This is a genomic window from uncultured Kiloniella sp. (genome assembly GCF_937128705.1).
Lineage (GTDB): Bacteria > Pseudomonadota > Alphaproteobacteria > Kiloniellales > Kiloniellaceae > Kiloniella.
In genome coordinates, this window is sequence record NZ_CAKZMP010000370.1 from 1 (window position 1) to 20,218 (window position 20,218).

Consider the following 20,218-nt stretch of genomic DNA (forward strand, 5'->3'; position numbering starts at 1 on the left):
AGTAAATAAGAAACCTCTATATAAAAGGGGCAATACAATATCATTTCCTTTATGATTACAAAGCTCATCTGTATAATTTCCTATGACTTCATTTAGTTTTTGATTTGGTCTTTTTTCAAGCTCAATCCATTCTGAAAAGAAGCCACTTTTGTGTAATTCTAAATCTAAATCATTTGCCCAAACTTGTAGGCTTGATTCCTCAAATATCACTTTATCTACTGCATTATAATAGTTATAAATTAGTTCTTCCACTTTTGGATTGTCAAGATGCTGTAAATATCCAGAATTCTTTAAGGATTCAAATCCACTACGATTATAGTTCAGTGGTTGCTCAATAATCATTACAAATACAGCAGAGGTTATAGTTTTTTGCTCATTCCAGTTTTTGTCAGAGATTAATTCAGTTGCATGAGCACATAATTGTGATTGTTCAGTTCGTGTTTTAATCATAAGTTCACTAACTTTTAAATCACTTTCTACATTTTTAGCAATTTTATCTAAATAATTTTTGAGTGCTTGCTTTTCATTTCTGACTTGATTTTGATTATTTACTTGAAGCGCAATTAAAATTCCAATAACGACCAAGATTATTTCTCCAATAGCATAAAGAAAATATTTGCTGAACTTATTTTCAGTCAGCATTTTTTGTCTAATTTTTCTAAAGAATTTTATCATTGGTTAATGCTTGGTTATAATGAAGCACAATTGGATTTGGATTGTTATAAATTATCAATATCCAATCGTTACTGAAACAAGTTCAGCATAAGTAAACGAAGGTAGCTGAAATTTTTAAAAAAGTCAAGTAACACACTAAATAACCTCATTTTATTTATGACTTAATTTATAGGTGTTTGTTTGTGTAATTGTAATCATATTATGTTCTAAAAGCAACTTTAAAACGGTTTTAATATCTTTTTCTGGGCACTTTAAAGTGGTGCTAATTACTCTGGATGACAAGTCGCCATTTTCAAGCAATTCTACAATACGTTTTTTTATGGTATTAATATCTTGAGGTTTGTTCTTTTTTTCAGCAGACACGCAAACCGAACAAATACCACAAGGTTTAATATCTTTTTCGCCAAAATAGGCGAGGAGCTGCATGCTTTTGCAAACCGAATCATTTTCAACATAATCGAGCATGCTTTTAACTTGCTGTTGTTTCAGTTTGTTTTGTTGCTCGATAATATTTGCAATTCTATTAATGGTTTTATCATCCTCACGCGGTTGAATAAACGTAATCTGCGCATCGGTTTTAGCCAAATTAAGTGTAATAATTTGATTGTTTTCCAATTCTTGTAAAACATGAATTAATTTAGATTGTAATCTGTTCTTTTTTCTTGATCAGATAACGGAAAATAGATAGCCCCCACAGGAAAATTATTGGGGTTGAAAGCTGAAGAGTAGGTGCGATAATCTGATACGTGTCATGCATTAATATTTGTCCGATTGAAATGAACCCGCTCATAAAACAAACAGCCCATGTTATTGCTATCCAGAATAACATTGTCGTGCTGTCAGTTCTGCCTGTTTCTATTGAGTTTATTATGATTGCAGCGGGTAACAAAAGTAGCATTAGGTCGTAATAATAAAGGTGAGGGCTGAGTAATACCCCCCAGATAAAAGTGATTGCCATAGCAAGATCCCATCTATTGAGATCTTTTTTCCAAGCTGACTTGTGCCAAAGGAAACATAGCAAAAGTATTGTACAACCACTAGCTATGTAGGTGGATAGGTTCGAAGCAAATGTGGAAATATCGTCCAGTAATAAAACAGAAAAACCAAAGAATGAATGAATACCCCACGTTGGATAATTAGAAGACCTTAGAAGGTCAAGGAACTGAGGACTGACTTCCATATAGGCGATCATTGCATCTGGTAAAAAGATAAAGCCAGATGCCAAGCATAATGACACAGACAAAATACCACCGAGCAGGGCTTGCCAACGCCACTTTAGAATCAGAACTATTGCAAGGGCGATGGCGAGTTGTGGTTTGAAAGCTATCAGTCCAAGACAAAAGCCAGCTTTAAAGTCATGATCATGGCGTAAGTATTTATAAGAAAGCACATAAATTAATAATATTATAGGTGTTGCTTGGGCGTGCATAAACCAACCAAGCGTTGGGTAAAATAAGAAACAACAACCAATAAGCTTATACAGAGGGAAGCGTTGTAAGAATACAAGTTCTTGGCGTAATAAATTTACCGTAATAAGCAGGACTAGAAAGTTACAAACTTGCCAGATAATGAAGCCATAAACATAAGGTAGTTTAGCAAACGGACTATAAATAAACGCCATAAATGGTGGGTTTAAAAAAGGAGCATATCCATCCAAATCCTTGCTTATCAAAGAGGTTTGGAAATCTATTTGCTGGGGAAATAACAGGCCTGAATTTATAGAATATATTTCCTGCAGTATGTCTTGGTTTAAAAAGGCTCCACCAGTATAAAACGCTAGGAAATCTCCACCTAGTACACTGCCTGATCCTGTAACTAACCCAGTCAGATTTATGTGCGTATAAAGGTAATATCCGCCAGTAAGTGACAACATGACAAGCGCGGGCAAAAGAGCATGTGCTTTGACAAACCTATCTTGGATGGGGAAGCAAAACATTACCGGGCCTCATGTTTTCATTGTTTGTATATTGGTTGATGTGCGAACTAGCTTGAATTGTTTTGTGCAGTCGTTCTGGTGTTTGTCTCTGACTTTACTGACCTGTAAAGCAGGTAACCTAAATAGAAAACGACCAGTGTGGAAAACTGGAACCCGATATTGGGTAGCCCCAGTGAACTGCTGGCTTTAAGTTGTAGTGCTGTTAATTGGCTTCCTAAGTAACAGGCAACCCAGACCAATGTCATCCATAATATTATTTTAGGGCTTCTCGCGTAGAGCCAGGGCAAATATTGGGTAATAATCGCCGTAGGCAGAAGCAGCAGCATCAAATCATAATAATATAAATGAGGACTGATGAGTAGTCCCCAGCAGAACGTAAGAGCCATGCTGATATCCCAAAAAGACTTGTCTTCTAGCCAAGCTATCTTTTTCCACAAAAGGAAAAGTAAAAATAGGATTCCAGTTGTAAGGATTAGTGTTAGAAGGTTTGTTGCTGTAATGCTGACATGGTCTAATAACAGAGCCGAAAATCCAAAAAACGAGTTAATGCCCCAAGTCGGATAATATTCGGCCCTCAGTAAGTCGAGCAGATAGGGGGAAATTGTCAAGTAAGCTTGTAATTCGTTTGGCATATATATGACGGCATAACCTACTATGAGTGTAACTGAGCTGATGCCACCGAGTATGGCTTTCCATCGCCACTTGAAGAAAAGAATAAAAGCGATGCCGACAGCCAACTGGGGTTTGAATAAAAGCAGCCCTAAGTAAAAACCTGCTTGATAGTCTCGTCCATTACGTAGTGCTTTAAAACAAAGACAATAAATAAACAGAATAATTGGCGCGGCCTGACCATATAAAAAACAGGCAATGGTCGGGAAAAAAAGGAAACAGCAAATATACAATTTTACCAGTGATAATTCTTGTAATTTTGGTAGCTCACTTCGTATGATCAGGACGGAAAACAACAGTAAAATCAGATTAAAGAATGTCCATATTATATAGGCAGGTACATAATCAAAATAGGCGAAAGGTGCATATAGCAAAGCTGTAAATGGCGGGTTGATAAAGGGGCTTAATTTATTGAAATCTGGGCCTATAATTGTTTTTTGAAAATTTAATTGATTTGTGAAATATATCTCTGAAATCGGGTTGTTCTGCTGGTGCACAAAAATATGATCATAAACGGTGTTCAGGCTATCGTTTAAATAAAAGCTTCCCCCTGTATAAAAGGCCAAAAAATCAACGCCTAAGGGAATGCCAAAATAGGATTCCTGACCACTTCCAATCATTAAGCTTATGAAATAAAAGGAAACTGTTAAAACAGCCATTATTGTGCTGTATCCAATAGCTCTTTTTTTGAATCCGGGAGATAACGGGTATTGGAAAAACAAGATCAGCCTATTTTTTGAGATCATCACCAAGTTTTTAATTATATCTATTTGGTTAATTTTGAATAAATTATGATGACTTCATATGTTTAGTGTAGATTAACAAGCTGTATTTTGGTTTTCTTGATTATACTTCCGATCAGGTGACTTGGATGATTTTTTGTAAGGGGTTACATCGTATGTCCGGAAAATGGGATACACGTTATTTGAAGCTTGCCAGAGAAGTTGCGACTTGGTCAAAAGATCGTTCAACTCAGGTGGGGGCTGTTATTATTCTGGAAGATAATACACCTGGACCATACGGTTTTAACGGGTTTCCCCGTGCTGTCGATGATAATGCTGATGAACGTCACGCGCGTCCGTTGAAATATGATTGGACCGAACATGCTGAACGCAATGCTATATTCCATGCCGCGCGTGTTGGTGTTCGATTAAGTGGGGCGTCTATTTATGTGACTCATTTCCCTTGTTCAGATTGTTCAAGAGCAATCATCCAGAGCGGTATTAAAGAGATTGTCGTTGATGCTAAAAGCAAAGATGATCCAGATTTTGCTGAACGCTGGGGGGAAATCAAAACTCAGGAAGTTATGCTTAAAGAGGCTTCTGTCACTTGGCGGTTTGCCGCTGTTGATGTTTCGTAAAGAGATCACATAAGTGATGCATAAAGTAACAGGGTTAAATCACATCACACTTGCTGTTAAGAATTTGGACAAATCGGTCCAGTTCTACCGGGATGTTCTTGGGTTTGATCTAAGAAAAGTTTGGTCTGGTGGCGCTTATCTCGAGGCGGACGTTTTTTGGATCTGCCTTTCACCCGATTCAGATACGCGCGACAAGCCTCACCCAGATTATACACACATGGCTTTTAGTGTTGATAAAGAAACTTTCGTTCCTCTCTGTGAACAACTCAAAGAATTTGGTGTTGAGGTCTGGAAAGAAAATAAAAGTGAAGGCGCTTCTTTTTACTTTCTGGATCCAGACCACCACAAACTAGAGCTACACGTCGGGGATCTTCATAGCCGTTTACAGGCAATGTGATTTCGTCGTGTACTATCTTTGGATGATTTGTTTGCCGCCTTTAATCAATTCTTGTAAGGGATTAAAGCCCATATGGTAAGAAAGTTCGGCAGGATGAGTGATATCCCATATCGCTAAGTCCGCAACTTTACCAACTTCAAGACTGCCATGTGTCTTTTCCAAGCCGAGTGCTTGGGCTGCATGTAAGGTAACGCCACGCATTGTCTCTGTTGGTGTCATTTTAAAAAATGTGCACGCCATATTCATTGCAAGCAAGATCGAGCAGCAGGGGGATGACCCAGGGTTCATGTCTGTCGCAACAGCCATAGGAACAGCATTCTCTCTGAAGAGATCAATCGGTGGCTTCTTTGTTTCGTTGAGAAAGTAAAAAGCACAGGGAAGAATAACGGCTACAGAGTTTGCATCTGCCATTGCCTTGGCTGATTTCTCCGATACGTATTCTAAATGATCTGCAGATCTTGCGCCGTACTCTGCTGCTAGTGCCGCACCACTCAGATCGCTGAGCTGCTCAGCATGAAGCTTCAGGCTAAAACCAAGACCTTTTGCCGCTTTAAAAAGCTTCTCTATGTGGGCTGGTGAGAAGGCAATGCCTTCACAAAAACCGTCAACTGCGTCAGCAAGTCCGGATTTTTTAAGCTCGGGTAGTTTTTCAATTATGCTGTCGATATAACCATCGCCGTCATTTTGGTATTCTTCTGGAACGGTGTGAGCCGCGAGGTAAGTTGTGACAACATCGAGTGGTAAATTTTCACCAATTTGCCGGGCAACACGCAATTGCTTCGTTTCGTTTTCCCAGTTCAGACCATAACCGGATTTAATTTCGAGAACAGTGACCCCTTCTGTCTGGAGAGATTGCGCCCGTTTCATAGCCTTGTCAAAAAGCTCTTGCTCGCTGGCTGCTCTGGTTGCTTTGACGGTGGATCTTATACCGCCGCCTGCACGGGCAATCTCTTCATAACTTGCACCTTCTAGACGCATGTTGAATTCATTGATCCGCTCGCCGCCGTGCACGATATGTGTGTGGCAGTCTATCAAGCCGGGTGTAATCCATGATCCGTTGAGATCATTGATTTCCTTGGCTAATTTCTCTGGTGTGTCAGGCAACTCGGATGCTTCACCTATCCAGACGATATTTCCGCCAGTACTTGCGATAGCCCCGTTATTGATTATTCCCAACCCGGCGTCATTTATCGTACACAAATTGCAGTTGATCCAAAGACTATCCCACATGACGAGCTCCAAAGTTTTTGATTGTACGATATGTATATACAACTTTTATTGTCATGGTAAAGCTGAATCACAGCCAAATATATCATAATTTAATTTACTGATTAATTGTTATTCTTGTTCAGAAGGGGCAATGGCGAGTGTCGCTTTACCTTATGTTCTTAAGAACAAAAGCTCGCAGGCAGCTATTGAATATGTAATATCTGAATTACTAAACTGATCAGTTATTTATAAATAACTTTTGTAAGGCTGGTTTATTCAGCCGTAGAGGGAAAGCGCTTTTCATCTTCGAACATGCGTAACGCCCATAACACCCCTAGAACACCACCTTTTACAAATGGTAGAATAGCCATTGTAAGCGCCAGTGTGAGGACTGGCCAAATCGCTACATGTGTTAGAAGGGGGGGCGAATATAGTTGTTCTGTCAACAAAACTCCGGGCACAACTATATGCCCCACGATCGTGATGGTGAAATAAGGGGGGATATCATCGGCCCGTATGTGACTCAATTCTTCGTGGCAATGTGCGCACTCCTCATTGACTGTCACATACTTCCGAAAGATGCTCCCTGTACCGCAATTCGGACACTTCCTTCGTAATCCCCGCTTTAATGCTTGGAATACGGATCGGTCTTCCGGTTCTTGGTCAGTGACTTCCCCAAGGTCGTTATTTTGTTCGCTCATTACAACCTTTGTAAATTATAAAACACCCGTTTTTCGGGCTAGCTTATTTAGATTTACAAGAAAGAGCCTTGTGTAGGGCAGAGGGCGAAATGACGCACCCCATCAAATTTGCTCGCCACAGGTCTGCTCCGTCAAGCTTTGCGCCCGTCAGAATAGCACCACGTAAATCGGCATCACTCAGGTCCGCGCCGGAAAGATCTGCATCTTTCAGGTTTGTTCCATGCAGGCTTGCGCGAACAAGATTAGCATTTGTCAGGTCAGATCCACTGAGGTCTGCGTTTGAAAAATCAGCCCCAGCCATATCAGCATTTTGTAATTTTGAACCTGGCATCACCATATCGGAAAGATTTAAATTATTCAGATTAGCCCGGGCGCCGTGATTCGAATCCTGAATCCACGCGTGGTGATCAGCAAGAACTCGTAATAGGTCTCTGGCTTTTGCTGATTTTTCTTTTGCCAGATTTTCATCAAGCTCGGATTGATCGATGATCTCAGTGTCGTCCGGCAACTGAGCCATCATAAATTGGACTCTTAGCTGACGCTTGGCATCCCCAAGATCTTTGGCCTCAATTTCACCAGTTTCAACGCGTGACATAGAGTCTGCTTGAATCTGGTAAGTATATCTTCTTAGGCTCATTTACCACTCCCTGCGAATTTTATTTTTTAAGATCTTATCGGAAACGGAATGAACTTACGACAATTTCCTAAACAAATTATGGACAGAATAAAAAAGTCTTAAATTAAGTAACTGGATTCTGACTCTGATATGTAGTTTTTGTGAAATGATTTTTGATGATGAAATTTATTTTTGTCGAATATTTTTTTCTGTATAAGTTTCATAAGCATTTGAAAAATAAACTAAATAATAAATTTTGGCTTTGGTTGTTTTTCTTCTGTTTTATACAATTTATCTGGAATGTGATCTATTCGGTAGGACAATTTTAATATTCTCGGGTCATAAGCTTAACTCTAGACGGGAACATTTGGATTCTTTCATTTTGAGTTCCCCTGTTCAGCTTATTGGAGGTCAGGTTTTGTCTTGGACAGCGGACGATTGGACGAAATTAAGTGTGGCTGTCGTTGATGATAGTAAAGCTGTACGGTCGATGATGAGGCTGATGCTTTCATCATTGGGTGTTGGCGAAGTTTTACTTTATGAAAACGTTAGTGAAGCGATGGATGGCATAGAAAAGAAAAAACCTGATCTTGTAATTTCCGACTATTATATGGTGCCGGAGACGGGATTAGATCTGCTTAAACGCTTACGAGATTCAACAGAAGAGCTTACGCGTGCTCTTCCGTTTTTGATGATGAGTGGTTATGAAAAAGCCGACACATCGTTATCCAGCGAAATTTCAGGGTATATGCCCAAACCGGTAACTGTTGATTTAGTTAAACATCATATCATGTCTGCGTGCGTTGACAGGTCTGAAAAAGAAAGTAAGTTTGGTCGCGCTTAAATAGCGTTTTATTGTAAGGTTTTGTAGGTTGTATCAAGAAGTTCCACCTGTTTCTCTACAGCGATTGATGAATAGACGTCATGCTCCGCGTCATATGATTTCGCCTGGTACAAAAGTGCGTTTGACTGCTTTTGACAATTACTATGATTGTGAAGTTCTTGATTTGTCGTTTTGTGGTGCGCGTCTTCTGTTGGATATAAAGTTACCGATCGGCAGTGAGATTATTATATCTCATAATCACTGTGGTCAGGTTTTTGGTACGGTAAAGTGGAACTCATCCCAAGAAATCGGTTTGGAGCTTGGCCCCGGGGTCGGACGTTTATTAACCCGCTGCAATGGATCTGAAGCTGTATATCGCCGCCAATGACGGTGTTATTCCAAGCTTATTCATAGATATGAAATAAGCTATCCGGGTTTAGCTCTATTACATAGACTCCCTTTTTAAACGCGCTCTGCCTTCGGGTTTTGAATGCGGTCATTTCTTTTAAAATAATTTTCCAGCTTTCTCACGAAGTAGGTCACGACAAGTATTAGCGCCAGATATTCCAGAATAAGGAATGTATATATTTCCAATGGGCGGTATTCATTTACAACCAATTCTGTCGCTCGTCGGGTAAGATCGCTATAGCCGATTACAGAGGCCAGTGAAGACATTTTCAGCATGTAAACAAATTGATTTCCCAGCGGAGGAATAATCTTTCTAATTGCTTGGGGAAGAATGATTAACCGCATTTTCTGGAAATATGTTAGCCCCATACTTTCAGCTGCTTCGTGTTGGCCAACATCAATGGATTGAATGCCAGCCCTGAATATCTCTGCTTGAAAAGGGCTGTCGCAAATTGCCAACGCTAATACCCCGGCTGCAAATAACCCGAGATCTATTCCCATGACGACAGGAAGACCGTAGTAAGTCCACAAAATCATGACCAGGACGGGGATTGATCTGAAGACTGCGACGTAAAAGAGATTTATTGCCCGTAGGTATTTGTTTGTGGAAATACCTGGGAGGCTAATGAGTAACCCTGCTGTCATTGAAAGTAGAATTGCTACGATCGACATCTCTATTGTTCCCAGAAGCCCGCCAATTAGGAACTGAATATTGTTTTGGCCAGCCAGTTTTGTCGGGTCAACGACATGCCATCCCCAAGTGTAATCACTACCACAACCGGAAAGAGCTAATAGCAGAGAGACAGAAATAATCAGTTTGTTTAAGTGCTTTGAGGCGTTCATTTGAGAGGAAAGGGCCTTTGCGGCATTAATACTGGTTAAAGAACTGATACGATGCTGGTTGAAGTATCAAAGGCAGCGAATTTGCCATAATCTAGCTTTGTGGCATAATATTTATTGTCTCTTTCAAATACAGACACATTATTGTGATCCAAAAGGATGACTGTGACGTAATAATAACTCAAGCCTTAAAGCAAGATATAAATGGCTTGGTTTGTTTTAAGCATAGAGAATAAGAACAATGACAGGCATCAATTCCGGATCTGTGTCCAGGGATGACATAACAGCAGTAGTAAAACCGCAACGTCATCCTGCGGAAGAACGTTTGATTGATTATGTTGCTGGTAGCGCTAGCGATAGCTGGGTACTGTTCATTGATGCGCATCTTTCTCTTTGTTCGGAATGTCGGGATCAGGTGTCAAAGCTACGGGCACTTGGGGGGGCGCTATTAGAAAAGCTTCCACATGAAGACCTTCCCGAGGGAATGGAAGAGAGAGTTCTGGATCTTTTGGATTCTGCAGAGATTACGGGCTTCCCAGGACCCAAACATGCAACGCTACCTGATCTTCCTCAATCAGTAACGTCACTTTTACCATCTGATCCGGCTAAGATTATATGGGAAACGGATGTTTTGGCAGGGGGCGAAGCTCTTTGTCTTGGATCTGTTATTGAAAAAGAAAATCATTCTAGTTCAAGCTATCTATTTTTACTCAGGATACCAGCCGGAGAACGCATCTTTGATCGCGGCGAGGTTACAGAACTCGGTTATTTGCTTGTTCTCAATGGTGGCCTTTTGTGTGACGAAGGTGATCTGTCTGTTGGTGACATAGCTGGTTTGGATCAGGTTTGTAAAAAATACTATGCTGTTGAGGATCTGTCGTTAACCTATTGCCTTTTGTTGCTGACGAAAGACGTAAGGTAATAGGCTTCTTCTCGAGAGGACTCTCTCATTTCTTCGGGTCAATTTCCCTTCTTCGCATCATTTCCCTCGTACCTTTTAGATGCTGGACCCTAAGATGCGTCTCAATTTGTTAATTGCGAGCCTCAATCTGGACTTTACGGTTCCTAAGGGCAGGTTTTCGTGTTCGGCAATTTCCTTGTGTGTCATATCTTTATAAAAGGCGAGCTCAAGTAAGCTGGACTGGTCAGACGGAAGACTCTCTATTGCTTCTTTCAGCAAAGATTCAACTTCTTGATGCTCAATATCCTTGTCCTGGCTTGGGGATTCATCAATTTGATTTTGCAGGTGTAATTGGCCCTGCAAATAATCTTGATCAACAGGAAGTAGTCTCTGTCGACGATAGCGATCTATACGGCGGTTTCGTGCAATGGCGAATACCCAACTGGAGACATAGCTTTTTTCTGGGTCATATGATTCTGCTTGGCGCCATAGGGTGAGCATGACGTCCTGAACCAAGCCTTCTGTAATATTATTATCTGTGCCGAGTTTACGCATATATGACATCAGGCGAGGGGCAAAATGTCTGAAAAGTTTGACAAAAGCCTCACGGTCTCTGGAATGGGCTACCAGAGCCATCAAATCTGCCTGTTGCTGAGCGCTTAGGCTATCTGTAACACCATCATCCAACGCTGAAAACTCCCCTAGCGTGGCCGATTTCTCGGACTGGTTCAGAAATCCTCGGGATATCTGTTCGTCCTGTGGCGCATGTTTTTTACATTACCCAACAAGTTGAACATTTCCCCCCATTGAATTCTGTAATTAAAGTTGGAACTTTTGGTTCCGTTAATTTCTCTCCTATCGATTTATCGACACTTTTTTGTATTTTTATAGTGTGGCAAAATTGAGGTCAGAAATAGATATTCCTAGATTATAACAGGGATTATAAAAGATTTTATGTTAGAAATCTCTTGGTAAATGTATTCACTGTTCCTCTATATAATATGGCCTAAAATAAATATAGTTCGTTAATATGGCTAGAAAAATACCAACAATATTAATTTAATCATTATCGGGGCTCTAATGTCGCTTTTTGAAATCGTAATTTTGGCAATGGGTGTTGCTTGGGCTGGGGGGATTAATCTTTATGCGACCTTGGCAGTTCTAGGTATTCTTGGGGCCAGTGGGCAGCTTGACTTACCTGATGGGATCAACGTCGTTGAGCATCCGGCTGTGATCGTGATTGCCGTTGTTTTTTATGTAATTGAGTTTATTGCTGATAAAATTCCAGCTGTAGACTCCGTCTGGGATGGACTGCATACCTTTATCCGTATTCCTGCTGGTGCTTTGATGGCGGCAGGTTTGCTGGGGGATGTCAGTACTGAAGCACAGGCGATGGCATTCGTCGGCGGTGGGGGGCTTGCGACGATAAGTCATTCAATGAAGGCTGGTACACGCGCCATTTTAAATACATCACCAGAACCTTTTACCAATATAGCTGCATCGTTGGGCGAAGATGTTTTGGTTTTTGTTGGCTTGGCAACGGCGTTACTAAGTCCGACTGTTTTTGCTGCGTTTCTGGCCTTGTTTCTGATTTTAGCAATCTGGATCGTACCCAAGATCTTTCGGGGAATACGTAAGGTCTTTCGGTTTATTTTCGGAAAAACTGAAACTAAGAAAGATGGGGATGACCCATTCGATAGACCATCAGAAACGAGGGAAAAACTAGAAGATGAAAGCTTTTCAAGAGAAACAAAAAAGCTTGGTCACCATACGGAATGAAATTAGTTAGTGGCTGGTGTCGGAACACCTTCGGTCAAACCGTTTGGATAGGTACCAACAAAACTTAGATGAGATACCAGCCCTGTGTCGTTACTCCAGTAAAATAGGCGTATACAGGCAGGTTCAAATCTTGGGGTGATATCATTAACGGGTTGCATTTCAAGTCCGTACGAAAAGGTTGCACTTGGGGTGACAAACAAAACAGTTTTGGCCCAGTTGGCAACGCTATCACGGTGTGTATGGCCACAGGCTACGCCAAGTACTTGATCGTGGTTTGCAATGATTTGTGCTAACTTTTTACCATTAAAACAACGCATACTATCCTGATAAGGCAGATGTAAATCTGCGGGCGGGTGGTGCATGAAAATAAGCGTTGGTCTTTTCGGATCTGCAGATAGTTTGTCATTAAGCCAATGTAAGCGTTCATCGCAGATCATACCGTGATGTGCGCCAACTTCCAATGAGTCCAGCATGAGCAGACGTAAGGGGTATTGCTCGACTGTATAGTGTAGGAATGTATCTTGACTAGGTAAGTATCTATCACTCTGAAAAAGCCGTCGCAAACTTTCCCTGCTGTCGTGGTTGCCCGGTATTACAAAATAGGGGAGGCCCATTGTATCTAATAGCTTCTTTGCACGTTCGTAATCTTCTATGTTGCCATGGTTTGAGATGTCGCCTGTTACAACGACAAGGTCAGGTTGTGGAGTAAGCTTTGACAGATGTTTTACTGTTTCCTTTAGGCGATCCATAAGGTCAATGGGACCAGTGTCGGTTTCTATAATACGGCCTATGTGGAAATCGGTTATTTGAGCAATCAACATAACGCGCTCGCATTCATGATGTGAAATTTTGATCTTCGTGCTACTTGGTGTTCAGCAAATGTGATCAAAAGGTTTTAGTTCTTTTTGATGGAAAACGTAAACAAACAGTTGTGCCTTGCCCTAAAGCGCTGTCAATGCTGAGTTCGCCCTGATGGAGTTCGACAAAAGATTTGGCGATTGATAGTCCTAAGCCAGTTCCATCGTGGTTTCTGGTCTTGCTTTCAGCTACTTGAGTAAAAGGTTGTGTCACCCATTGTATTTCATCAGGGGCGATGCCAATGCCGTCATCAGAAACTTTAATTTCTAGTTCCTCATTAGCTGTTAAGCCTGCTGTTATTTGTACTTTACCATTAGGGTCAGTAAATTTAATTGAATTGGTTAAAAGATTTAAGACAGTTTGTTTTATTTTGAGTCGATCCAGAGAGAAAGTGGGTAAGTTTTCTGGACATTCAATTGTTATTTCAATATTGGCTTGGGAGCTGCGTTCTTTTACCAATATCTTACATTCGTCGAGTATGGTTTCTAAATGAACATCTTCTTCGTCTAATGCTACATTTCCAAGCTCGATCTTTGATTGATCAAGAATTTCTGAAATCAGTTCTAATAGATGAATACTCGATCCGTTGATTGCTTCAGAATATTCTTTGTATTTAGGATTGGAATGTTGGCCAAACATCTCTGACATTAAAATCTCTGAAAAGCCAATGATACAATTCAAAGGCGTTTTAAGTTCGTGGCTCATGTTTGCCAAAAATTCTGATTTTGCGCGACTGGCTAGTTCAGCAGTTTCTTTTGCTTTTAACAGAGTATTCTCAGTATTCTTGATGGCTGTAATATCGCTTTGGATTGACACAAACCCTTTGCCAGGAACAGCTCTGTCAGTTGTTCTAATCCATCGGCCATCTTTAAGCTCAACGGTGAATGATCCTTTTAGCTCGCGCCTGTAAGCTGCTTTGCGTTCTAGATAGTCCTCACCTTTTTCATCGCCAATGGCAACGTTACCATTGAGGATATCAATCTTTCCAAGTTCTTTGAAGTGAACCCCAGGCTTGGTTTGCTTCTTGGTGTATTGGTACATGTCTCGGAAGTTTTGATTGCATATTTCCAGATGCCCATTGCTGTCGTACATAACAAAAGCTTCGGCAATATAGTCGATTGCATCTACAAGAGCATGTTGTGCTCTGTGTTCGGATGTAACGTCTTCCAGTGAGTTCATAATGTACGAAGATTGACCTTCGGAAGGGACCTGAAAGAGGGCTTTGTTTATTGTTATGTGATGTTCTTGTCCACGGATACTTTTTACTGTCAGGTTAAGTGATCTTGGCGTACCCGTTTTGAGAACTTGTCTATCCAGATCTTTGATGGTTTTTTGTGGTAGCGTTGTTTCCAGTAATTTCTCTATTTTACATCCGTTAGCTGGGGGCTCTGGTGCTGTAAATTTTTCAAAGGCTGAATTTCCTGCAATAAATACTTGGGATTCATCTGTGATAAATACGGGGAGAGGAAATGCATCGAGCAGGGCTTGCCAATCTGAAATACAATTTTTCACGCCTAATCCTACCCACTAATACCCACTAAACGACATTTGTTAGAATGGACCAGTGCCCAGCTCTAGGGCTGTTTTTTTCGTAGTATGGTTCATTCAGGTAACACTTTATAATCAGGAAAAGTTTCTAAAGTTTAAACAGAGTTTGTATCGTAATTTTGATACGCCGAATAGATTAACTGAGAAGGCCTCTTTTCAAGCCATCGAGGATGTATTGAATGGCGAGTGCAGCTAGGACAATACCAAGAACCCTGGATATAATATGGGTTATCGTATCTCCAACAAATCGTTCTAACTTGTCCGCAAGTAAGAAAAGTGTGAGGCAAAGCAGTAGGACCCCAGCCAAAACCATTAAAATAGCGGATTGCGCGACAATATTTTCCTTATTTGCACTCATCAGCAGCATGATTGTCGCGATCGCCCCTGGCCCAGAAATCAAAGGGATCGCGAGTGGGAAGACGGCGATATCTTCATGAAAATCTGATCCTTTGACTTCTTCCGCGTTAATTTCCCGTCTTTTCGCGCGTTTATCGAACACCATTTCCAGTGCGATCAGGAATAGCATGACGCCGCCTGCAATCCGGAATGCGGGAAGGCCAACGCCAAGAAGCTCAAGGAAGCGATCGCCGAGCAAGGCGAAAAAAACGAGAATAACACCACCAATCAAGACCCCTTTGAAGGCCATTTTTCTTTTGTGAGCAGCGCTTGCGCCTTGAGTCAGGCCAATAAAAATAGGTAACAAGCCAAGGGGATCTATAATGACAAATAGAGAAACAAAAGCGGTAAGTGCAATGTCGAAAATGGCAGGCGTCAGCATCAAGAAAATCTCAAACTTTATGGGCAATATGTCATGACTTCAATTCTTCAATAGCTTTATATCTTATAATAAACTCTTAAGCGATGGACTTTTCTTAAGCCTGCGTGTGTTTTCTTTTGAGCGTTACAACGTGGGAGAGGAAGCCAGTTACCATGGGGTGCGAAATCAGATTTGTAAGATGCTTTACGCTTTTTGACCAAAATGAGTAGGGTGTCTCATTGTAGAAAAACAGAAAGATATCTAGATGGTTTTTCCGTGTGATTATCACGTGCATTTTTATTTCAATCAGGAAACGGTCGCCTTGGCGCGACAAATTTGTGAAGAGATCCGAGACAGATTTGCCGTACCCATGGGCCGGGTTCATGAAAAAAATGTTGGCCCACATCCTAGGTGGAGCTGTGTGCTTACTGTTCCAGCTGAAAAATTTGGGGATGTTATTTCCTGGGTTTGTCTAAATCGCAGTGAATTGACCGTTTTTATCCATCCAAATACTGGTGACGATTTAAAGGATCATCGGGATCACGCGATATGGATGGGGGAAATGCTGGAACTAAATTTGTCTGCATTTTATTAAAGAGCCATTTCCGGGACCAACTTAGACATAGATGATGTTAAGTTTTTTTGTAATGTTCTAAATGTGTTAACATATGATCCATATTTAAGGGGGTATGCTTTATCTCTTAGATGGCTTATTGTTTGATAAAGACGTTATTAGAGGGGATGGTATGAAGAAGTGTAACAAATGCTTTTCCGAACGCGTTGTCCGTTACGAGCTCAGTCGCAAGGATATTGAAAAATCCGGAAGCTGGTATCTGGATAATGATATGAACAAATACCAGCCTGAAGATATAAAAGACGTTGAATCTGGTCACGTCTCTGTCGATTTGACACTCCATGTTTGCCTTGGGTGCAGTCATGTCCGTGGGACCGCAGCCAATCGGGAATAAATCAATTCCCGATTAAAGGTGTAATAGGCGAGGAGGCAATCTTAGACCTTAGGCTATAAAGGTAGAGCGTTCTGACCATAGCTTAACTTAACGTTTCTTGGCCCGAGTATTTACTGAGTACTTACTGGGTATTTAGTGGTCTGATTTTTCCAGAAATTTATCACCAAGGCCTGTTTCATAAGCAATACCTTCGACGGTCAAAGTGATTGCCTGCCCATCTTCTTTCACCAACCCTTTGCGTGCCAAAGCAACCCAAACGGCGGGATTATCGAAGCCGCTGGCATCCTTGGCGGATACAACGAACTCGCCAACGTGCACATGATCCCCATGTGCGTGGGGAAGCTGAGACAATGTTACCTCTCCGTTTGGATGATGAATAGCTTGCCTTTCGTCACGGCCAATGACTTGAGCAAGAACAAGGGTACGTAGTTGGAGTTTATTTAGCTTCAACGGATTTTTTTTCGCGGCCATTAGTTCTTCCTCGGAAGCAGAGTTTATATCTGTGTTGGGTCTTTAGATATTCAGGACTTTTTAGCGTGCAAAGAGAATATTGAAAAGGCAAAGTTAAACGGTCGTCCGTATGGTAACCTCTATTGTATCAAGGAATGGGACTGTACTGGGAAATATGGAGCATAGTATTTCTAATGCTTTCTCTGGTAGAGACGCCATTTTTCTTGACTTAAAGAATATTTTGTTCTCTGTTTGTTCTTTGTTGCGATATTTAATGTATCATACGAGAACACACCCATGAAAAATCAAGCTCTTACGTATATAGGGCAGGCGAAAAAGGGAATGTTTCTCCCGCTTCCTCTTTATGCTTTCAGGATTCCTGCGGGCTTTCCTTCTCCGGCTGAGGACTATATGGAAGGGACGCTGGATTTAAACGAAGAGTTAGTCGATTGTGCAGAGGCTACCTTCTTTATGAGGGTTTCCGGGGATTCCATGGTCGGGGCTGGCATTATGCCGGGGGGGATGCTTGTTGTAGATCGGTCTTTAGAGGCGAGACACGGGCAAATTGTTATTGCTGTACTTGATGGTCAATTGACGGTGAAGCGCCTATATGATCGCGGTGGAAAAATTCAACTACGTGCGGAAAATCCTAAGTATCAGCCGATTAAAATTTCAAGAGAACAAGATCTACAGATCTGGGGGGTGGTGACGAATGTGATTACCAAACTAGATTGACCTGTTATGAAGAATAATAGTTCTGCTAATATCTCCTCTGATGCCAACCTTTTTGATGATCGTCAGTGGATTGCACTGGTTGACGTTAATAACTTCTATGCATCTTGTGAACGGGTCTTTCGCCCAGAGCTAGAGGGGGTTCCCATTGTTGTTCTGTCCAATAATGATGGCTGTGTGATTGCGCGTTCGGAAGAAGCCAAAAACCTTGGCTATAAAATTGGTGATCTCTTTCATATGATTAAGCCTAAGTTACGCCAGACAGGTACAAAGGTTTTTTCGTCAAACTATGCGCTTTATGGGGATATGTCTGACAGGGTCAACGGTATTTATCAGCGCTTTACGCCCAGTATTGAGGTCTATTCGATTGATGAGAGCTTTCTTCGCCTCTCTGGAATAGAGGGTGTCCAAAATCTGGAAACTCTGACCGAGTTGGGGCACCGCATTCGTAGAATGGTACGACGGCATACTGGGTTACCGGTCTGCGTTGGGATTTCGACAACAAAAACCCTAGCCAAGGTTGCGAACCGGGTTGCCAAAAAGGATGACCAATATGGTGGTGTATTTGTATTTGAACCGGATAACAAAGCACAACTTCAGCAGATATTAATTGAGGATGTCTGGGGGATATCTCGCCGATTAACACCCAAGCTACAGGCGCTGGGAATCTATAGTGCGCTTGATCTCGCTTCTGCTGATCCAAAACGCATTCGGTCCGGTTTTAATGTTGTGCTCGAACGCATGGTGCACGAACTTAACGGCATTTCTTGTCTTGCAGTAGATGAAGTGGTGCCCCTTAAGAAAAGCATTATTGTTTCGCGTGGATTTGGTCGGTATCTAAGTGATCTTTCTCTCATCCAGCAGGCCGTTGCGGCACATGCTACCCGGGCAGGAGAAAAATTGCGAGGACAGCAGCTTGCCGCAAATAAGCTGAGCGTTTCCTTGCGCACCAGTCCTCATGGAAAAGATCAAATTTATTACAAGAACTCCTTTAGCATTACCTTTACCGAGGCAACAGATGAAACATCCTTGTTGATCAAGGCGGCGGAACATTGCCTTAAAAAAGTGTATCGGGAAGGGTTGCAGTACCAGAAGGTTGGAATTTTTCTCGGTGGATTGGTTGGTGCCCAAGGGGTGCAACAGAATATCTTTGCTAAAAATGATGTAAAAAAGTCAAAGGCCCTGATGAGTGTTCTGGATGATCTTAACCGTTCCCATGGGCGTGATACCGTTCGTTTTGCCGCATCAGGTATGAATGATGAGTGGAAGATGCGGCAAAAGATGATTTCTCCACGCTATACCACTCGGTGGAGCGATTTACCTGTTGTGGAATGAAGATAGATTTATCTTTGTTCCTGTTCACACGCTCTGGGGTAAAATTACAAAGGGTGCAAAAGCTTCCTGTTTGGATTGATCTCTTAGGGTAAAGTTTGCCGGGGTGGATTTTTAATGCGGTATTTCTGCTTGTTTTATCGTTTGTTAGGGGGTGAATTTACCTAATTCTGCGAAAGCTAAACTGGCACTTATCTTGCTTCATGTTTTCTAAACTAATGATGGAAAAGAAAACATGATCAATCTTCTGAACTCTTCCTGGTTTGATCGCAGCACCGCGGCGAATTCTTCGAATAATCCCTATGTTCAGCAATCGCGTGAACAGGCGCTTTTGGCAAGTAAGGCCAAAGTCAATGCAGCTGATACGCAGTCTGACACCGCCAAAAATCAGGATCAGATTTCCATCTCGCCCGAAGCGCAAAAGCTGATTTACCAGCAACAACTGGATAATCCACGGACCGATCGGCAAAGGGCAGCTAACCTTGTCAAGCTAATGCCAAGTAGCGTGCAATCCATGACTGGTGGTCTCAACTGGATGGATGCAGCTAAGTCTGCCACGGTTGATAGTAGTTCCGATGTGGCAAAGCAGGTAGAAGAAGCAAAGGTCAAGGATATGCTTGAATATCCTATGGAATATCTAAGACAGATTGGTCCAGCGGCTCTTTCTGCTCAAGCAAAAGCGATGGGGTTTGAAATGCCACAGTCTTTGGCAGATCTAACGCAAAAACAGGCGCAGAGTCTGGTGCTTAAGTTAATGTAAAAGAAGTTTTGCTATAAGAGGTGATCAAGCAGCTAAAAATCGGGATCTAAAGTTGGGGTATGCATTCTCGCGTTAATCGCTTAACCATATAAAACCAGCTATGTAATAGGGAACCGGATTTGGGTACACTGAACAAAATAAATAGGAGAGTTCGGTATGAGTACAGATGATTTCAAGTCGTTCCTGAAAGAAAAAACAGTTCTACCACAGGACACCGCAGGTTGGATTGATCTCTTTCTTGCCGACCTTGATGTGCCCAAAGTTTCAAGTTTTACTGAGCTCAAAACTTATTTAGATAAACACATCAAAGATCCCGATAAAAAAGAACAGCTAAAAAGTGTTCCGCACTACTGGGAAGAGTACGAGAAGAGTCTTAAGAAAGAGGAAGACCCACAATAATGTAGGGGCTGGTTGGAAATGCCTAATTTTTCGCTTTCTGGATAAATCGTTTCATAAATACTGTTTTCATCTATTCAATTTCGTGGACTATGAGTGTCTA

General features: G+C 41.6%; 25 protein-coding genes. 12 read left to right on the forward strand and 13 right to left on the reverse strand.

Annotated elements, in window-relative coordinates; translation table 11 throughout:
• The 4 genes from Q0241_RS18605 to Q0241_RS18620 form a co-directional block, all read right to left on the reverse strand.
• Positions 1 to 642: hypothetical protein (locus Q0241_RS18605; RefSeq protein ID WP_299380548.1), on the reverse strand; the 642-nt coding region annotated here is incomplete at its 3' end.
• A 183-nt stretch (positions 643 to 825) separates the two neighbouring features.
• Positions 826 to 1,290 (reverse strand): RecQ family zinc-binding domain-containing protein, encoded by a 465-nt coding sequence (locus Q0241_RS18610; RefSeq protein ID WP_299380550.1) that lies wholly within the window; start codon positions 1,288 to 1,290, stop codon positions 826 to 828.
• 22 nt (positions 1,291 to 1,312) lie between these two features.
• Positions 1,313 to 2,548 (reverse strand): glycosyltransferase family 87 protein, encoded by a 1,236-nt coding sequence (locus Q0241_RS18615; RefSeq protein ID WP_299380552.1) that lies wholly within the window; start codon positions 2,546 to 2,548, stop codon positions 1,313 to 1,315.
• Positions 2,549 to 2,658: 110 nt separating this feature from the next.
• Complete coding sequence (locus tag Q0241_RS18620; RefSeq protein ID WP_299380554.1) at positions 2,659 to 3,939, reverse strand: glycosyltransferase family 87 protein; 1,281 nt, start codon at positions 3,937 to 3,939, stop codon at positions 2,659 to 2,661.
• Positions 3,940 to 4,151: 212 nt separating this feature from the next.
• Here Q0241_RS18620 and Q0241_RS18625 point away from each other — a divergent pair, with 212 nt between their 5' ends.
• Both Q0241_RS18625 and Q0241_RS18630 read left to right on the forward strand, forming a co-directional pair.
• Positions 4,152 to 4,640 (forward strand): dCMP deaminase family protein, encoded by a 489-nt coding sequence (locus Q0241_RS18625; protein ID WP_299380556.1) that lies wholly within the window; start codon positions 4,152 to 4,154, stop codon positions 4,638 to 4,640.
• A gap of 16 nt (positions 4,641 to 4,656) precedes the next feature.
• Entirely contained in the window at positions 4,657 to 5,037 is a 381-nt protein-coding gene (locus Q0241_RS18630; RefSeq protein ID WP_299380558.1) for a VOC family protein, read from the forward strand.
• A 12-nt stretch (positions 5,038 to 5,049) separates the two neighbouring features.
• Here the strand turns inward: Q0241_RS18630 and hutI are convergent, their stop codons facing one another.
• From hutI to Q0241_RS18645, 3 genes are all read right to left on the reverse strand, one after another.
• Positions 5,050 to 6,267: an imidazolonepropionase gene (gene hutI / locus Q0241_RS18635; protein ID WP_299380560.1), complete on the reverse strand. Its 1,218-nt coding sequence runs from the start codon at positions 6,265 to 6,267 to the stop codon at positions 5,050 to 5,052.
• Positions 6,268 to 6,518: 251 nt separating this feature from the next.
• Entirely contained in the window at positions 6,519 to 6,947 is a 429-nt protein-coding gene (locus tag Q0241_RS18640) for a DUF983 domain-containing protein (protein WP_299380561.1), read from the reverse strand.
• A 43-nt stretch (positions 6,948 to 6,990) separates the two neighbouring features.
• Positions 6,991 to 7,584 (reverse strand): pentapeptide repeat-containing protein, encoded by a 594-nt coding sequence (locus Q0241_RS18645; protein WP_299380562.1) that lies wholly within the window; start codon positions 7,582 to 7,584, stop codon positions 6,991 to 6,993.
• Positions 7,585 to 7,945: 361 nt separating this feature from the next.
• Here Q0241_RS18645 and Q0241_RS18650 point away from each other — a divergent pair, with 361 nt between their 5' ends.
• Together Q0241_RS18650 and Q0241_RS18655 are read left to right on the forward strand one after the other, a co-directional pair.
• Positions 7,946 to 8,407 (forward strand): response regulator, encoded by a 462-nt coding sequence (locus tag Q0241_RS18650; RefSeq protein WP_299380563.1) that lies wholly within the window; start codon positions 7,946 to 7,948, stop codon positions 8,405 to 8,407.
• A gap of 28 nt (positions 8,408 to 8,435) precedes the next feature.
• On the forward strand, positions 8,436 to 8,774 hold the full coding sequence (locus Q0241_RS18655; RefSeq protein ID WP_299380564.1) for a PilZ domain-containing protein: 339 nt from the start codon (positions 8,436 to 8,438) through the stop codon (positions 8,772 to 8,774).
• 74 nt (positions 8,775 to 8,848) lie between these two features.
• On the opposite strand, the gene Q0241_RS18660 is transcribed toward Q0241_RS18655, so the two are convergent.
• Positions 8,849 to 9,637: an amino acid ABC transporter permease gene (locus tag Q0241_RS18660; RefSeq protein WP_299380565.1), complete on the reverse strand. Its 789-nt coding sequence runs from the start codon at positions 9,635 to 9,637 to the stop codon at positions 8,849 to 8,851.
• Positions 9,638 to 9,875: 238 nt separating this feature from the next.
• Between Q0241_RS18660 and Q0241_RS18665 the strand changes: the two genes are divergently transcribed.
• On the forward strand, positions 9,876 to 10,556 hold the full coding sequence (locus Q0241_RS18665) for a hypothetical protein (RefSeq protein WP_299380566.1): 681 nt from the start codon (positions 9,876 to 9,878) through the stop codon (positions 10,554 to 10,556).
• A gap of 75 nt (positions 10,557 to 10,631) precedes the next feature.
• Here the strand turns inward: Q0241_RS18665 and Q0241_RS18670 are convergent, their stop codons facing one another.
• On the reverse strand, positions 10,632 to 11,222 hold the full coding sequence (locus Q0241_RS18670) for a sigma-70 family RNA polymerase sigma factor (protein ID WP_299380567.1): 591 nt from the start codon (positions 11,220 to 11,222) through the stop codon (positions 10,632 to 10,634).
• A 393-nt stretch (positions 11,223 to 11,615) separates the two neighbouring features.
• On the opposite strand from Q0241_RS18670, the gene Q0241_RS18675 reads away from it, so the two are divergent.
• Positions 11,616 to 12,314 carry a DUF4126 domain-containing protein gene (locus tag Q0241_RS18675; protein WP_299380569.1) on the forward strand — a complete coding sequence of 233 codons (699 nt, stop codon included), beginning with the start codon at positions 11,616 to 11,618 and terminating at the stop codon, positions 12,312 to 12,314.
• 2 nt (positions 12,315 to 12,316) lie between these two features.
• On the opposite strand, the gene Q0241_RS18680 is transcribed toward Q0241_RS18675, so the two are convergent.
• The 3 genes from Q0241_RS18680 to Q0241_RS18690 all read right to left on the reverse strand — a co-directional run bounded on the left by Q0241_RS18680 (position 12,317) and on the right by Q0241_RS18690 (position 15,498).
• The gene (locus Q0241_RS18680; protein WP_299380570.1) at positions 12,317 to 13,135 is read right to left on the reverse strand and encodes a phosphodiesterase; all 819 of its coding nucleotides are present in this window, start codon (positions 13,133 to 13,135) and stop codon (positions 12,317 to 12,319) included.
• 64 nt (positions 13,136 to 13,199) lie between these two features.
• Positions 13,200 to 14,684 carry an ATP-binding protein gene (locus Q0241_RS18685; RefSeq protein ID WP_299380571.1) on the reverse strand — a complete coding sequence of 495 codons (1,485 nt, stop codon included), beginning with the start codon at positions 14,682 to 14,684 and terminating at the stop codon, positions 13,200 to 13,202.
• 172 nt (positions 14,685 to 14,856) lie between these two features.
• Positions 14,857 to 15,498: a MarC family protein gene (locus tag Q0241_RS18690; protein ID WP_299380573.1), complete on the reverse strand. Its 642-nt coding sequence runs from the start codon at positions 15,496 to 15,498 to the stop codon at positions 14,857 to 14,859.
• 244 nt (positions 15,499 to 15,742) lie between these two features.
• Between Q0241_RS18690 and Q0241_RS18695 the strand changes: the two genes are divergently transcribed.
• Together Q0241_RS18695 and Q0241_RS18700 are read left to right on the forward strand one after the other, a co-directional pair.
• Positions 15,743 to 16,072, forward strand: a complete 330-nt coding sequence (locus Q0241_RS18695; RefSeq protein WP_299380574.1) for a DOPA 4,5-dioxygenase family protein — start codon at positions 15,743 to 15,745, stop codon at positions 16,070 to 16,072.
• 151 nt (positions 16,073 to 16,223) lie between these two features.
• Positions 16,224 to 16,445 carry a hypothetical protein gene (locus Q0241_RS18700; RefSeq protein WP_299380575.1) on the forward strand — a complete coding sequence of 74 codons (222 nt, stop codon included), beginning with the start codon at positions 16,224 to 16,226 and terminating at the stop codon, positions 16,443 to 16,445.
• Between the two features lie 132 nt (positions 16,446 to 16,577).
• On the opposite strand, the gene Q0241_RS18705 is transcribed toward Q0241_RS18700, so the two are convergent.
• Entirely contained in the window at positions 16,578 to 16,916 is a 339-nt protein-coding gene (locus Q0241_RS18705) for a hypothetical protein (RefSeq protein ID WP_299380576.1), read from the reverse strand.
• Between the two features lie 276 nt (positions 16,917 to 17,192).
• Here Q0241_RS18705 and umuD point away from each other — a divergent pair, with 276 nt between their 5' ends.
• From umuD to Q0241_RS18725, 4 genes are all read left to right on the forward strand, one after another.
• Positions 17,193 to 17,630 carry a translesion error-prone DNA polymerase V autoproteolytic subunit gene (umuD, locus tag Q0241_RS18710; protein ID WP_366941203.1) on the forward strand — a complete coding sequence of 146 codons (438 nt, stop codon included), beginning with the start codon at positions 17,193 to 17,195 and terminating at the stop codon, positions 17,628 to 17,630.
• A gap of 6 nt (positions 17,631 to 17,636) precedes the next feature.
• Positions 17,637 to 18,962: a Y-family DNA polymerase gene (locus Q0241_RS18715; RefSeq protein WP_299380578.1), complete on the forward strand. Its 1,326-nt coding sequence runs from the start codon at positions 17,637 to 17,639 to the stop codon at positions 18,960 to 18,962.
• 232 nt (positions 18,963 to 19,194) lie between these two features.
• The gene (locus tag Q0241_RS18720; protein WP_299380579.1) at positions 19,195 to 19,719 is read left to right on the forward strand and encodes a hypothetical protein; all 525 of its coding nucleotides are present in this window, start codon (positions 19,195 to 19,197) and stop codon (positions 19,717 to 19,719) included.
• 156 nt (positions 19,720 to 19,875) lie between these two features.
• A complete protein-coding gene (locus Q0241_RS18725; RefSeq protein WP_299380580.1) occupies positions 19,876 to 20,118 on the forward strand; it encodes a hypothetical protein in 243 nt (80 codons plus the stop codon).
• Positions 20,119 to 20,218 lie beyond the last annotated feature (100 nt).

Coding starts and splice junctions, on each gene's coding strand:
- Q0241_RS18615 (WP_299380552.1), bottom strand. CDS start 2,548: ATGTTGTCACTTACTGGCGGATATTACCTTTATACGCACATAAATCTG.
- Q0241_RS18620 (WP_299380554.1), bottom strand. CDS start 3,939: ATGGCTGTTTTAACAGTTTCCTTTTATTTCATAAGCTTAATGATTGGA.
- Q0241_RS18625 (WP_299380556.1), top strand. CDS start 4,152: ATGATTTTTTGTAAGGGGTTACATCGTATGTCCGGAAAATGGGATACA.
- Q0241_RS18630 (WP_299380558.1), top strand. CDS start 4,657: ATGCATAAAGTAACAGGGTTAAATCACATCACACTTGCTGTTAAGAAT.
- hutI (WP_299380560.1), bottom strand. CDS start 6,267: ATGTGGGATAGTCTTTGGATCAACTGCAATTTGTGTACGATAAATGAC.
- Q0241_RS18640 (WP_299380561.1), bottom strand. CDS start 6,947: ATGAGCGAACAAAATAACGACCTTGGGGAAGTCACTGACCAAGAACCG.
- Q0241_RS18645 (WP_299380562.1), bottom strand. CDS start 7,584: ATGAGCCTAAGAAGATATACTTACCAGATTCAAGCAGACTCTATGTCA.
- Q0241_RS18660 (WP_299380565.1), bottom strand. CDS start 9,637: ATGAACGCCTCAAAGCACTTAAACAAACTGATTATTTCTGTCTCTCTG.
- Q0241_RS18665 (WP_299380566.1), top strand. CDS start 9,876: ATGACAGGCATCAATTCCGGATCTGTGTCCAGGGATGACATAACAGCA.
- Q0241_RS18675 (WP_299380569.1), top strand. CDS start 11,616: ATGTCGCTTTTTGAAATCGTAATTTTGGCAATGGGTGTTGCTTGGGCT.
- Q0241_RS18680 (WP_299380570.1), bottom strand. CDS start 13,135: ATGTTGATTGCTCAAATAACCGATTTCCACATAGGCCGTATTATAGAA.
- Q0241_RS18690 (WP_299380573.1), bottom strand. CDS start 15,498: ATGCTGACGCCTGCCATTTTCGACATTGCACTTACCGCTTTTGTTTCT.
- Q0241_RS18695 (WP_299380574.1), top strand. CDS start 15,743: ATGGTTTTTCCGTGTGATTATCACGTGCATTTTTATTTCAATCAGGAA.
- Q0241_RS18700 (WP_299380575.1), top strand. CDS start 16,224: ATGAAGAAGTGTAACAAATGCTTTTCCGAACGCGTTGTCCGTTACGAG.
- Q0241_RS18705 (WP_299380576.1), bottom strand. CDS start 16,916: ATGGCCGCGAAAAAAAATCCGTTGAAGCTAAATAAACTCCAACTACGT.
- umuD (WP_366941203.1), top strand. CDS start 17,193: ATGAAAAATCAAGCTCTTACGTATATAGGGCAGGCGAAAAAGGGAATG.
- Q0241_RS18715 (WP_299380578.1), top strand. CDS start 17,637: ATGAAGAATAATAGTTCTGCTAATATCTCCTCTGATGCCAACCTTTTT.
- Q0241_RS18720 (WP_299380579.1), top strand. CDS start 19,195: ATGATCAATCTTCTGAACTCTTCCTGGTTTGATCGCAGCACCGCGGCG.
- Q0241_RS18725 (WP_299380580.1), top strand. CDS start 19,876: ATGAGTACAGATGATTTCAAGTCGTTCCTGAAAGAAAAAACAGTTCTA.